Source organism: Kitasatospora sp. NEAU-CNBT7 (assembly GCF_057220535.1).
Window position 1 is genome coordinate 93,771 of sequence record NZ_JBXQQB010000021.1, and the last position, 12,899, is coordinate 106,669.

Genomic DNA, 12,899 nt, shown 5'->3' on the forward strand with positions numbered 1-12,899 from the left:
ACCCCTACGCTGGCGCCATGGCAGATCAGCGGGCAGCAGACCAGCGGGCGGACGGGCCGGCGGACGGCCGGGAGCCGGGTGCGGCCGGGGCCGACGACGGCCTGGGGTACGAGCAGGCCCGGGACGCGCTGCTGGACGTGGTGCGCAGGCTGGAGAGCGGCGGGATCCCGCTGGAGGAGTCGCTGGCGCTGTGGGAGCGCGGCGAGCAGCTGGCCAAGGTCTGCCAGCGCTGGCTGGACGGCGCGCGGGCCCGGCTGGACGCGGCGCTGGCGGTCGAGGAGGGCCCCGAGGGCGGGGAGTGACACCGGGGCGCGGCACCGGCGGGTGAGGGATGTCACATCGCGCGGATGGAATTGTTTAACGTTCACAGACCGTTGGGGACTACCGCACGGCGCACCGCGTCGGGCCGCTTCCCCGAACCCCTGTGATCAAGGTAGGACCAGACATGACCCTGGCACTCGACGCCGCCGCCCAGGACCTGCTCTTCCGTGAGGCCCGCACCGCCAACACCTTCACCGACGAGCCGGTGAGCGACGAGCAGATCCAGGCCATCTACGACCTGGTCAAGTTCGCGCCGACCGCGATGAACCAGCAGCCGCTGCGGATCACCCTGGTCCGCTCCCCCGAGGCCCGCGAGCGCCTGGTCAACCTGATGTCGGACGGCAACAAGGCCAAGACCGCCAGCGCCCCGCTGGTCGCGATCCTGGCCGCGGACAACGAGTTCCACCACGAGCTGCCGACCCTGTTCCCGCACTTCCCGCAGGCCAAGGACGTCGTCTTCGCCGAGCGCCCGGCCCGTGAGGCCTCCGCCGCGATGAACGCCACCCTGCAGGCCGCGTACTTCATCATCGGCGTGCGCGCCGCCGGCCTGGCCGCCGGCCCGATGCTCGGCTACGACGCCGCGGGCATCAACAAGGAGTTCTTCGCGGACGGCGAGCACTCGGTCGTCACCGTGATCAACATCGGCAAGCCGGGCGAGGACGCCTGGTACCCGCGCGGCCCGCGCCTGGCCTACGACGACGTCGTCACCACCGTCTGACCCGGCCGCCGCGGGCAGCGGCGGCACGACGAAGGGCCCCCGGTTCCGCCGGGGGCCCTTCGGGCGTCCGCCCGGCTACTTCAGCGCCTGGGCGAGCTGCGCCAGCTCGTCGTACGAGGCGCTGCCGGTGACCACGGTGGTGGCGGTGCCGTCCTGCCGGGTGAGGCCGCGGTAGCGGGTGCCCTGGTAGCGCTCCCAGTCCTGGCCCGCCACCGGGGCGCTGCCGTCGGCGGCGCCGCCGGGGACCACCTCGGCCAGCACGTCGGCCTTGGCCGCGTTGCTCTGCTCCACCGCCGCGTACTCGCCGGAGGGGGTCACGAAGCCCAGGTGCCAGACGTTGTGGCCGCTCTTGTCCTTGCGGTACTCCACCGAGGTGGCCCGCCACCGGTCGGACAGCCCCTGCGGCCCGAGCACCGGGTACGGCGCCGCGCGCTTCGCCGACGCCAGCGCCGAGCGGTAGTCGACCTGGTGGACGCCGTCGCCCCCGTCGTGCGGAATGAAGAGGTAGCCGACCGCCACCACGCCACCGACCGCCAGCATCGACAGGACCATGTCCCGCACCGACTGCCGGCTTCTCATGCTGCTCTTGCCTGCCACCCACCCATGGTGACCCATCACGGGCGCACCACTGTCACCCGGGGTCCCCGCCGGCCCCTCGGGCGCCCGTAGTCGCAGGTGGGCGAGGAGTGCGCCACAGACACCCGTCCGGGGGGCAGATACGATCGCACCACCCTCACCACGGCGTTCGACGCAGGCAGTAGTCGAGCGCTCACTGGCCGTCGCGTACAGAGAGGTAACGACGATGACCACGCAGTACTCGCACAACCTGCCCAGCGCCCTGGAGGTGGCCCCCGAGGCTCCCGACCGGAACCTCGCGCTGGAGCTCGTCCGGGTCACCGAGGCCGCCGCCATGGCGGCCGGCCGCTGGGTCGGCCGCGGCGACAAGAACGGCGCCGACGGCGCCGCCGTGAAGGCCATGCGCACGCTCGTCTCGACCGTCTCGATGAACGGCGTGGTCGTCATCGGAGAGGGCGAGAAGGACGAGGCCCCGATGCTGTACAACGGCGAGCGGGTCGGCGACGGCACCGGCGCCGAGTGCGACGTCGCCGTGGACCCGGTGGACGGCACCACGCTGACCGCCAAGGGCATGAACAACGCGGTGGCCGTGCTCGCGGTCGCCGACCGCGGCACCATGTTCGACCCCAGCGCCGTGTTCTACATGGACAAGCTGGTGGCCGGCCCCGAGGCCGCCGACTTCGTCGACATCACCGCCCCCGCGGCGGTCAACATCCGCCGGGTCGCCAAGGCCAAGGGCAGCGCCGTCGAGGACGTCACCGTGGTGGTCCTGGACCGCCCGCGCCACGACGGCCTGGTCCGGGAGATCCGCGAGGCGGGCGCCCGGATCAAGTTCATCTCGGACGGCGACGTGGCCGGCGCCATCATGGCCGCCCGCGAGGGCACCGGCGTCGACCTGCTGATGGGCATCGGCGGCACCCCCGAGGGCATCATCGCGGCCTGCGCCATGAAGTGCATGGGCGGCGTGATCCAGGGCCGGCTGTGGCCCAAGGACGAGGCCGAGAAGCGCAAGGCGCTGGACGCCGGGCACGACCTGGACCGGGTGCTCAGCACCGACGACCTGGTCAGCGGCGAGAACGTGTTCTTCGTCGCCACCGGCATCACCGACGGCGAACTGCTGCGCGGCGTCCACTACCGCCAGGAGACCGCCACCACCAGCTCGCTGGTGATGCGCTCCAAGAGCGGCACGATCCGCCAGATCGACTCCACCCACAAGCTCTCCAAGCTGCGGGCGTACAGCGCGATCGACTTCGACCGGGCCAACTGACGGCTCCCGGCGCACAGCTGCGGCGGCCCCCGGTGCACCGGGCGGCCGCCGCAGCCGCGTTCAGCCGGCTATCCGGCGCTCCACCCCGACCCGCCGGGCCTCGCGCAGCTCGCCGTCCCGGCGCCGCCGGCGGCTCAGCACCACCCGGCGCTCGGCCGCCGTCAGCCCGCCCCACACGCCGTACGGCTCCGGCTGGGCCAGCGCGTGCTCCCGGCACTCCAGCAGCACCGGGCAGCGGGCACAGACCCGCTTGGCCTGCTCCTCGCGGGCGAGGCGGGCCGCGGTCGGCTCCTTGGACGGCGCGAAGAACAGCCCCGCCTCGTCACTGCGGCAGGCCGCCCCGGTGTGCCAGGGATTGTCGTCCAGGTGGCCCAGCTGCTGCCCCGCCGGGGCCGACGGACTGCGGCGGGCGGCGACGGCACCGGGGGCGGTGGACTCGATCGGATGCAGCACGGCGTACTCCTGACCAGGCTCAAGACTCGGGGGGAAGGCTCGCGCCCCTGTCCGGCTGCCCCGCGCTCACCCCGCCGCGGCGTCGGCACGCCGACGCCCGGGATCACAGCCTCACAGGAACGATGTGCGAGGGGAACTACCCCGCCACCGCCCGATTCATGCACAGCGCACGCAACCGAACACGGTCTGCACTCATGGCAACGCCCGGTGCCAACCCGGCAGTTGACGCCCCGCCCGGCCCCCGGGAGCGGGCCGCGGTCAGCCGTCGAGCTGCTTGCGCACCCACTCCTTGAGCTTCTTGCCGCGCCGCGGCCGGGCCTCGCAGCCGCCGAACACCGCCGCGCCCTTCACCCGCACCACCGGGGCGTACGGGTCGGCCGCGGTCTGCTCCTTGACGTCGAAGCCGCCGAAGATCCCGACGCCGCCACCGTGCAGGCTGACGTTCTCCGGGACCTTGATGTCCACCCCGCCGAAGATCGCGGTCACCTCGATCACCACCTCCGGCGACTCGAAGACCGCGTCGGTCAGGTCGATCTCCACACCGCCGAACACGGCGATCGCCCGCAGGTGCCCGCCCACCCGCCAGCGGCCCTTGCGGCTGGCCCCGCCGAAGACCGCGACCATCGACGGCGACTCGGTCCGGGCCGGCGGCCGCGGCGCGCCCTGCGGCCGGGCGGCCTCGCCCAGCGGCGGCTTCTCCATCGAGATCCGCGACTGCGCGGGCAGGTCCCTGGTCAGCGGGGCCAGCTCGCCGAAGGTCTTGGCGCTGTAGGCCGCCTCGATCCGCTCGGCGTGCTCCTCCACCGAGAGCCGGCCCTCGGCGTAGGCGTCCCGCAGGAGCTCGGCGACCACCTCGCGGTCGGCGTCCGAGGCACGCAGCTCGGCCTCGGCGACCGGGGCCGCCTCGGCGCGCGCCGGGGGCGCCGGCTCGGCCTTCTTCATGGGTACGGGCTGGTGCTCCGGGGCGTCCTGCGACGGCGAGTTGTCCACGGGGAAAGACTAGCCAGTCGACCCCGCGCCGAACGAGAGTTTCATTCGTCCGCGTGACTCCGGTCACGCAGGCCGACCTTCGCTCGGGCCCCCGGGCCGCTGCGCCTACCCTGGAGGGTGCTTCGTCGACGCAGCCGAAAGACTTGAGGACCTCGCCATGGCCGCCACGCCAGAGTTCGCCTACCGTGACCTGCTCCCGATCGGTGCGGACCCCACGCCGTACCGCAAGATCACCTCGGAGGGCGTGTCCACCTTCGAGGCGGACGGCCGCACCTTCCTGAAGGTCGAGCCGGAGGCCCTGCGTCGGCTGACCGCCGAGGCCATGCACGACATCTCGCACTACCTGCGCCCGGCCCACCTGGCCCAGCTGCGCCGCATCCTGGACGACCCGGAGGCCAGCCCCAACGACCGGTTCGTGGCGCTGGACCTGCTGAAGAACGTCAACATCTCGGCCGGCGGCATCCTGCCGATGTGCCAGGACACCGGCACCGCCATCGTGATGGGCAAGCGCGGCCAGAACGTGCTGACCGAGGGCGGCGACGAGGCGGCCATCGCGCGCGGCGTCTTCGACGCGTACACCCGGCTCAACCTGCGGTACTCGCAGATGGCCCCGGTCACCATGTGGGACGAGAAGAACACCGGCAACAACCTGCCGGCCCAGATCGAGCTGTACGCCACCGACGGCGGCGCCTACAAGTTCCTGTTCATGGCCAAGGGCGGCGGCAGCGCCAACAAGTCGTACCTGTACCAGGAGACCAAGGCGATCCTCAACGAGGACTCGATGCTGGCCTTCCTGGAGCAGAAGATCCGCTCGCTCGGCACCGCGGCCTGCCCGCCGTACCACCTGGCGATCGTGGTCGGCGGCACCAGCGCCGAGTTCGCCCTGAAGACCGCCAAGTACGCCTCCGCGCACTACCTGGACGAGCTGCCCACCTCGGGCGACGCCGCCACCGGGCACGGCTTCCGCGACCTGGAGCTGGAGCAGAAGGTCACCGAGCTGACCCAGAAGATCGGCATCGGCGCGCAGTTCGGCGGCAAGTACTTCTGCCACGACGTCCGGGTGATCCGGCTGCCGCGGCACGGCGCCTCGCTGCCGGTCGCGATGGCCGTCTCCTGCTCCGCCGACCGCCAGGCGCTCGGCAAGATCACCGCCGAGGGGATCTTCCTCGAGCAGCTGGAGACCGACCCGGCCAAGTACCTGCCGGACACCACCGACGAGCACCTCGACGACGAGGTGGTCCGGATCGACCTGAACCAGCCGATGGCCGACGTCCGGGCGCAGCTGGCCAAGTACCCGGTGAAGACCCGGCTCTCGCTCAGCGGCACCCTGGTGGTGGCCCGCGACATCGCCCACGCCAAGATCAAGGAGCGGCTGGACCGCGGCGAGGGCATGCCCCAGTACCTGAAGGACCACCCGGTGTACTACGCCGGCCCCGCCAAGACCCCCGAGGGCTTCGCCTCCGGTTCGTTCGGGCCCACCACGGCCGGGCGGATGGACTCCTACGTGGACCAGTTCCAGGCGGCCGGCGGCTCGATGGTGATGCTCGCCAAGGGCAACCGCTCCAAGCAGGTCACCAAGGCCTGCCACGAGCACGGCGGCTTCTACCTCGGCTCGATCGGCGGCCCGGCCGCCCGGCTCGCCCAGGACTGCATCAAGAAGGTCGAGGTGCTGGAGTACCCGGAGCTCGGCATGGAGGCGGTCTGGCGGATCGAGGTCGAGGACTTCCCGGCCTTCATCGTGGTCGACGACAAGGGCAACGACTTCTTCGCCGAGGTCACGGACGGGCCGCTGATCACCAGCCTGCGCGTCCGCTCTGCGGAGTAACGGGCACGGTCGCTCCGCGCAACGGCGCGTGTCCCACCCCCCCCCACGGGGGCGGGACACGCGCCGTCACCGGCCTCGGGACTACGGGCAGTTGCCGATGTTGCCGAGCGGCTCGAAGACCTCGCCGGACTTGGGCTTGGCGGCGGTGCCCGGCCCGTCCTCCGCCGGCTCCTCGTCCTCGGTGGACAGGCCCTTCAGCACGTTGAGGATCGGGCTCGGGTCGACGGCGGTGACCTCGTGCTCGACAGGAGCGGCCACCGGCTCGGCGGCCGTCCCGGCCGCGGTCGTGTTCTCGGTCTCGGCCATGGGGAGCCGCCTTTCGGGGTGTCAGATCTCCTGCGGACGGCCCGGACCAGGACGGCCGCGGGGACAGTATCGTAGGGGCTACTAAATGACTTATAAACATCCCACCGCCTCTCCACTTCTCCAACGTTTGCGCGGCACGTCCTAAGCTGGCACCTCACCTCACCGCAGATCGACGAGCGCCGTGCTCGGAAAGCACCGACAACAAGGCCGACGGGGGATCCAGTTGGAGCTTCAGGAGAAGCCGCACGCCCAGGTGCTGCGTTTCCAGGTACTCGGCCCCGTCCAGGCCTGGCGGGGCGATCAGCCCCTGTCGCTCGGGTCCCCGCAGCAGCAGGCCGTCCTGGTGGCCCTTCTGCTCAATCACGGCCGGCCGGTCACCACCCAGGACCTGATCTTCGGGCTCTGGGGTGACAGTCCTCCGCCACAGGGCGTGGCAGCTCTGCGCACCTATGTGTCCAGACTCCGGACGGTTATCGAACCCACCCGAGAGGCCCGGAAACCCGCCGAGATCCTGGTCTCGGTGACGGACGGCTACAGCCTTCGGATCCCGCCGGATTCCATCGATCTGTCCATTTTCGACGGGAAATTCGCCGAGGCCGCGGATGCCCGGGCGGCCGGTGACTTCCGCACGGCCCATCAGCTCCTGGTCTCCGCGCTGTCGTTGTGGCAGGGCCGCCCGCTGCCCGGGGTCCCCGGGCCGTACGCGGACGGGCAGCGCAACCGGCTGGGCGAGCGCCAGATCACGGCGTGGGAGGAGCGCTGCTCCGCCGCGCTGGAGATCGGCCTGCACCTGGAGATCGTCTCCGAGCTGAGCACACTGGCCGCCGAGCACCCGCTCCGGGAGCGGCTGCGCGAGCTGCTGATGCTGGCGCTGTACCGGTCCGGCCGGCAGGCGGAGTCGCTGGGCCTCTACGCCGACACCCGCAGGCTGCTGATCGACGAGCTCGGGGTCGAGCCCGGCGCCGGGCTGTCCGCCATGCACGCCCGGATCCTGGCCGCCGACCCGGCCCTGATGAGCGCGCCCGTCGGCCCGGTCCGCAGCGGCGACCAGGACGACGCGCTGCCGTTCGTCCCGCCCGCCCAGCTCCCCGCCGACGTCTCCGACTTCAGCGGCCGCTCCAAGCTGGTCGAGGAACTGCGGGAGGTGCTCCGCAGCGGCTCGGGCCAGGCGGTGGTGGTCAGCTCGCTGGCCGGGATCGGCGGCGTCGGCAAGACCACGCTCGCGGTGCACGTCGCCCACAGCCTGCGGCCCGAGTTCCCGGACGGGCAGCTGTACGTCGATCTGCGGGGCGCCGGCGCCTCTCCCGCGGACCCGGCCGTGGTGCTCGGCGACTTCCTGCACGCGCTGGGCGCGACGGAGACCCCGGACTCGCTCGACCAGCGCGCCGCGCTCTACCGCTCGATCCTCGCCGACCGCCGGATGCTGATCCTGCTGGACAACGTCAAGGACGCCCACCAGCTGACGCCGTTGATCCCCGGGGTCTCCGGCAGCGCGGTGCTGGTCACCAGCAGGTCGAGGCTGGCCGGGATCCCCGGCGCGCACCTGTTCGACGTCGAGGAGCTCACCCCGGACGAGGCACTGGCGCTGTTCTCGGCGATCGTCGGCGAACAGCGGGTCGCAGCCGAGCCGGAGGCCACCCTGGCGGTGGTCACCGCGTGCGGCTTCCTTCCGCTGGCCGTCCGGATCGCGGCGGCCCGGCTGGCCAGCCGCCCCCGCTGGAGCGTCTCGGACCTGGCCCGCCGGTTAGCCGACCAGCGCAACCGCCTGCACGAGCTCCAGTTGGGCAACCTGGCGGTGGAGACCACCATCGGCCTCGGCTACGCCCAGCTGCAGCCCGACGAGGCCCGCGCCTTCCGGCTGCTCGCCGTGATCGACGCGCCGGACCTGCCGCTGCCCGCGGTCGCCGCGCTGCTCGGCATCGACGAGGAGCGGGCCGAGGCCCTCGCCGAGGCGTTGGTCGAGGCCAACATGCTGGAGTGCTTCACGCCCGGCCGCTACCGCTACCACGACCTGCTGCGCCTGTACGCGCAGCACCGCAGCGCGCAGCTCAACGACCGCGCCGAGCAGCAGGCCGCGCAGCTGCGGCTGCTGGACCTGCTGCTCGCGACCATGCGCAACGCGGCCCAGGTCATCGAGCCGCACGACGTCCTGCCGGAGCCGATGCACCGCTCGACGGCGCACGGCATCCGGTTCGAGGACAGCGCGGCGGCGGGGGCGTGGCTGCAGTCCGAGCTCGCCCTCGTGCTGAGCAGTGTCGACGTCGCCGTCCAGGCGGAACTGACCCTGCTGCGGCCGGCCGTGGACCTGTTCATCGTGCTGCGGGCGATCGTCGAGGACCCGACGCACGGCCGCCGGATCCGGGCCGCGCTGCAGCGGGCCGCCGACAACGTCCACGCGCACGAGGACACCGACACGCTGGCCAGGATCCGCTTCGCGCTCGGGTACCTCCAGCACGTCGCCGGGGAGTTCAAGGACGCCGAGGTGTCGTTCCGGCAGAGCATCGAGCTGCAGACCACGGACGACAACCCGCACCTGCGGCTGTCGGTGACCAACCAGCTCGCCGTCGTCCTGGTGATCGCCGACCGGTCCGGCGAGGCGCTGCCGTTCTACACGGAGGCCCTGGAGATCAGCCGGAGCCTGGGCGCGACCATCAGCGAGGCCCGGCTGCTCGGCAACATGTCCCGGGCCCACCTCGGGCTCGACCAGGTCGAGGCGGCCGTCCAGGCCGCCCGGTCCGCGGTGGCCGCCGCCAGGGCGTCCGGCAACGCGCCGTGCCTCGCGGACACCCTGTACCAGCTCGGTGTGGTGCTGCGCTCGACCGGTTCGCCGGCCGAGGCCGCGGGCCATCTGCGGGAGGCGCACCAGCTGTACCGGTCGCAGCAGCACCGGATCTGGGAGGGCTACTCGCTCGCGCGGCTGGCCGCCTGTCTGAGCAGTGCCGGGCTGTACCCGGAGGCGGCCGAGGCGGCCGAGGAGTCGCTGCTGATCGCGCAGGAGATCGACGCCGCGTACTGCCAGGGCCTGGCCGACGCCGCCTTGGGCGAGGCCCTCCTGAAGCTGGGTCAGCCTGCGCGCGGGCTGGCCTGTCTTCAGGAGGCGCACTCGATCTTCACGCGGCTCGGTGTGCCGGAGGCTCTCCCCGTGCAGAGCCTCATCGACGTGCAACAGCACACCGAGCCCCTCGCACCCCCCGCGCCGTGACCCGTCCCCCAACGGGTGCATCCCCCAGCGTGAGCGTTCCCGCAGCCCCCCGGCTGCGGGAACGCTGTGCGCTTCCCCGGCGCTGACCAGAACTCTGCCAGGTCCCGATTGACATCCGATAAACGGCCCGGGGCCCCCGCATCGCCGCAGGTCAGCCGCGCCATGGTGCGCGCCATGCGGCGTGCGGGCCGGCCCTGCACCACCCCGGGCACACCCGAGTGCTTCCGCCACCCGGCGATATTCACCCCCTCGGGCACGAGTTGGCCGGAAAGGGACCCCATCGCGCAGTGATCACGCATATTCTCGAAGGCCGGTGCACGCACCGACCGGCCCGCGCGGGCCGGTCCACAGGAGTGGACGCGGCAGGTGGACGCGTCGGTACGGGGACCGGGGTGGTGCACACGGGGAGTGGGACGGCCGCCGCGGGCAGGGGCAGTCGGCCGGTCGGCGGCCAGGGTGGAAAGGTGCCTTGCGAATCGTGACGACCGGACAGATATCCGATCCCGCCCGGGGCCACGGCCCGGCCTCCGCGACCGCCGCCTCCCGGGAGGCCGCCCGACTCTGCCGCCGCCGCGCCGAACGCGCCCTGCAGGCGCTGGCCTTCGACTCGATCGGCGCCCGCTACGGCGAGGCGTTCCCGGCGAAATCCGGCCAGCTGGCGTGCGGCGAATGGCTGCTGGACGAGCTGGAACCCGGCGCCCGGGTGCTCGACATCGGCTGCGGCACCGGCGAGCCGACGCTCCGCCAGCTGGCCGACGGCGGACTGGCGATGACCGGCATCGACCTCTCCGACGGGATGCTGCGGCTGGCCCGGCAGGCCGTACCGCAGGCCGCGTTCCACCGGATCGACATGTACGACCTGGCCACCGAGCGGGCCGGACGGGCCTGGGGCGCACCGGGGCTGGGCCCGGCGGGCGCGGGCGGCTTCGCCGCCGCCACCGCGTTCTTCTCGCTGATCCTGCTCCCCCAGGACGAGATCCCGGTGGTGCTCGGCCGGATCCGCGAACTGCTGCGCCCCGGCGGGCTGCTGGCCCTCGGCATGGTCGAGGCGGACCTCGACCACGCCCCGATCCCCTTCCTCGGCCACGAGCTGAGGATCAGCGGCTACCTGCGGGAGGACCTCGCGCAGGCCCTCGCCGCGGCCGGCTTCGCGGTGGAGTCGGGTTCCGGCCATCCGTACGCACCGGCCAGCACCACCCTGCCCCCCGAGGAGCAGCTGTTCCTGCGATGCCGGCGCGTCAGCTGACCAGTCCTCCTCCTCGACACCTCCAGAACGGGCGGCCAGTGCGCGACCATCCGACCCCCACCGCGGCGCAGCCGCCGGCCGTCCCCGTCCAGCGGCACCCACCACCACCCCAGGACCGGACGGACGGACCGGCGGACCGGACGGACGGACCGGCGGACCGGCCGGACGGCCCCGCGGACCGGCTGCTGCTGGCCGAGCGCCTCGCCTACCTGGACGGCGCCGCCCGCCGGATCAACAGCTCGCTCGACCTGCCCGCCACCCTGCGCGACCTCGGCCGGGTGCTGGTGCCCGCGCTCGCGGACGCGGCCGTGGTGCTGCTCCGCGACCCGCTGCCCGAGGTGGACCGCGATCCGGGGATCCCCACCTCGCTGCTGATCCACCACACCCAGGGCACCCGGCTCGGCCGGGGCGGCGGGCCGCGTCCGGTCCGGCCCGGCGGCCCGCTCGCCCGGGCGCTGGCGCTCCCGGGGCCGGTGGGACCGATGGTCCTCGGTGCGGCCCCGGACGGCCCGCGCCACCCGCTGCCCGCCGAACTGCTCGGCGGGCGCACCCTCGGCCGGCTGCGTCCCGGCACCGCGCTGCTGGCGCTGCCGCTGCGCGGCCGCAAGTCGGTGCTCGGCATGCTGCTGCTGATCCGGCGGCCCCGGCAGGACAAGCCGGCCCGGTTCGACGCCGCCGACACCGCGACCGCCGGCCACCTGGCCACCCAGGCCGGGCTGGCGGTGGACACCGCGCTGCGGTACTCCCGCGAGTGGGAGATCGCCGACGAGCTGCAGCGCTCGATGCTGCCGGCCCACCTGCCGCAGCCGCACGGCGTCCGCCTCGCGCACCGCTACCTGCCCGGTGAGAGCGGTGCCCAGGTCGGCGGCGACTGGTACGACTCGATCCCGCTGCCCGGCAACCGGGTCGCCCTGATCGTCGGCGACGTGATGGGCCACTCGCTCACCTCGGCCGCCATCATGGGCCAGCTGCGCACCAGCGCCCAGACCCTGGCCGGCCTGGACCTGCCGCCGCACGAGGTGCTGTACCACCTGGACGAGCAGGCGCAGCGGCTCGGCCAGGAGCAGCACCTGGCCACCTGCGTGTACGCGGTCTACGACCCGATCGCCAACCGGGTGGTGCTGGCCAACGCGGGCCACGTACCGCCGGTGCTGGTCCAGCCGGACGGCCGCAGCGACCTGCTCGACCTGCCGTCGGGGGCGCCGATCGGCGTCGGCGGGGTGGACTTCTCCTCGGTGGAACTGCCGGCGCCGCCCGGCTCGGCGCTGCTGCTGTTCACCGACGGCCTGGTGGAGACCCGGCGGCGCCCGCTGTCGACCGGCCTGGAGCTGCTGCGCAGCCGGCTGGCCGCGACCCACCGGCACACGCCCGAGCAGCTCTGCCAGGAGGCGCTGCGGATCCTGCCGCCCGGCGACCGCGGCGACGACATCGCGCTGCTGGCGGCCGCCTTCGACGGCATCCCGGCCGAGGACGTGGCGTACTGGTTCCTGCAGCCGCGGCACGAGACGCCGAGCCGGGCCCGCCGGCTCGCTTCGCACGCGCTGCGCCGCTGGGGTCTGGAGGGGCTGGCGGAGAGCACCGAGCTGATGGTCAGTGAGCTGGTGACCAATGCGATCCAGCACGCCACCCGCCCGGTGACGCTGCGGCTGGTGCGGACCTCGCTGCTGCGGTGCGAGGTCGGCGACGACAACGCGGCGCTGCCGCGGCCGCGCCGGGCGGGGCCGCAGGACGAGCGCGGCCGCGGGCTGCAGATAGTGGCGCGGTGCGCGGACCGCTGGGGTGCGACCCGGCTGGGGGCCGGCAAGGTCGTGTGGTTCGAGCAGCGGCTGCCGTAGCCCGTCCGCGTCCGGACCGGATCCCCGGTCGGGCGTTTGCTCCACCGGTTGGTGCACGATCCGGCGCCGGAACGGGTAAGGGGAACATGCCGGTCCGGTACGGAGCGTCGCAGGTCTTGGTTCCGTCCTGCCGTGGTTCCGTCCTGCCGTACCGATGGGA

11 protein-coding genes are annotated in these 12,899 nt (G+C 73.2%); 7 read left to right on the forward strand and 4 right to left on the reverse strand.

Features of this window, described 5'->3' with window-relative positions; genetic code table 11:
* The first annotated feature begins 17 nt into the window (after positions 1-17).
* Together AC2TEW_RS25275 and AC2TEW_RS25280 are read left to right on the forward strand one after the other, a co-directional pair.
* Complete coding sequence (locus AC2TEW_RS25275) at positions 18-302, forward strand: exodeoxyribonuclease VII small subunit (RefSeq protein ID WP_484625637.1); 285 nt, start codon at positions 18-20, stop codon at positions 300-302.
* Positions 303-445: 143 nt separating this feature from the next.
* Positions 446-1,039 carry a malonic semialdehyde reductase gene (locus AC2TEW_RS25280; protein WP_484625638.1) on the forward strand — a complete coding sequence of 198 codons (594 nt, stop codon included), beginning with the start codon at positions 446-448 and terminating at the stop codon, positions 1,037-1,039.
* 75 nt (positions 1,040-1,114) lie between these two features.
* Here AC2TEW_RS25280 and AC2TEW_RS25285 read toward each other — a convergent pair whose 3' ends face one another.
* Complete coding sequence (locus AC2TEW_RS25285; RefSeq protein ID WP_484625639.1) at positions 1,115-1,636, reverse strand: DUF4245 domain-containing protein; 522 nt, start codon at positions 1,634-1,636, stop codon at positions 1,115-1,117.
* A 205-nt stretch (positions 1,637-1,841) separates the two neighbouring features.
* On the opposite strand from AC2TEW_RS25285, the gene glpX reads away from it, so the two are divergent.
* Positions 1,842-2,882: a class II fructose-bisphosphatase gene (glpX, locus tag AC2TEW_RS25290; RefSeq protein ID WP_484625640.1), complete on the forward strand. Its 1,041-nt coding sequence runs from the start codon at positions 1,842-1,844 to the stop codon at positions 2,880-2,882.
* A gap of 60 nt (positions 2,883-2,942) precedes the next feature.
* On the opposite strand, the gene AC2TEW_RS25295 is transcribed toward glpX, so the two are convergent.
* Both AC2TEW_RS25295 and AC2TEW_RS25300 read right to left on the reverse strand, forming a co-directional pair.
* Positions 2,943-3,335 (reverse strand): WhiB family transcriptional regulator, encoded by a 393-nt coding sequence (locus AC2TEW_RS25295; protein WP_484625641.1) that lies wholly within the window; start codon positions 3,333-3,335, stop codon positions 2,943-2,945.
* Between the two features lie 258 nt (positions 3,336-3,593).
* Complete coding sequence (locus AC2TEW_RS25300; protein ID WP_484625642.1) at positions 3,594-4,325, reverse strand: DUF1707 SHOCT-like domain-containing protein; 732 nt, start codon at positions 4,323-4,325, stop codon at positions 3,594-3,596.
* A gap of 157 nt (positions 4,326-4,482) precedes the next feature.
* Here AC2TEW_RS25300 and AC2TEW_RS25305 point away from each other — a divergent pair, with 157 nt between their 5' ends.
* Positions 4,483-6,150, forward strand: a complete 1,668-nt coding sequence (locus AC2TEW_RS25305; protein WP_484625643.1) for a fumarate hydratase — start codon at positions 4,483-4,485, stop codon at positions 6,148-6,150.
* Between the two features lie 81 nt (positions 6,151-6,231).
* Here AC2TEW_RS25305 and AC2TEW_RS25310 read toward each other — a convergent pair whose 3' ends face one another.
* A complete protein-coding gene (locus AC2TEW_RS25310; protein ID WP_484625644.1) occupies positions 6,232-6,456 on the reverse strand; it encodes a hypothetical protein in 225 nt (74 codons plus the stop codon).
* Between the two features lie 223 nt (positions 6,457-6,679).
* Here AC2TEW_RS25310 and AC2TEW_RS25315 point away from each other — a divergent pair, with 223 nt between their 5' ends.
* The 3 genes from AC2TEW_RS25315 (at position 6,680) to AC2TEW_RS25325 (ending at position 12,739) form a co-directional block, all read left to right on the forward strand.
* The gene (locus AC2TEW_RS25315; RefSeq protein WP_484625645.1) at positions 6,680-9,658 is read left to right on the forward strand and encodes an AfsR/SARP family transcriptional regulator; all 2,979 of its coding nucleotides are present in this window, start codon (positions 6,680-6,682) and stop codon (positions 9,656-9,658) included.
* A 586-nt stretch (positions 9,659-10,244) separates the two neighbouring features.
* Complete coding sequence (locus AC2TEW_RS25320; RefSeq protein ID WP_484625692.1) at positions 10,245-10,904, forward strand: class I SAM-dependent methyltransferase; 660 nt, start codon at positions 10,245-10,247, stop codon at positions 10,902-10,904.
* Positions 10,905-10,942: 38 nt separating this feature from the next.
* On the forward strand, positions 10,943-12,739 hold the full coding sequence (locus AC2TEW_RS25325) for a SpoIIE family protein phosphatase (RefSeq protein WP_484625646.1): 1,797 nt from the start codon (positions 10,943-10,945) through the stop codon (positions 12,737-12,739).
* Positions 12,740-12,899 lie beyond the last annotated feature (160 nt).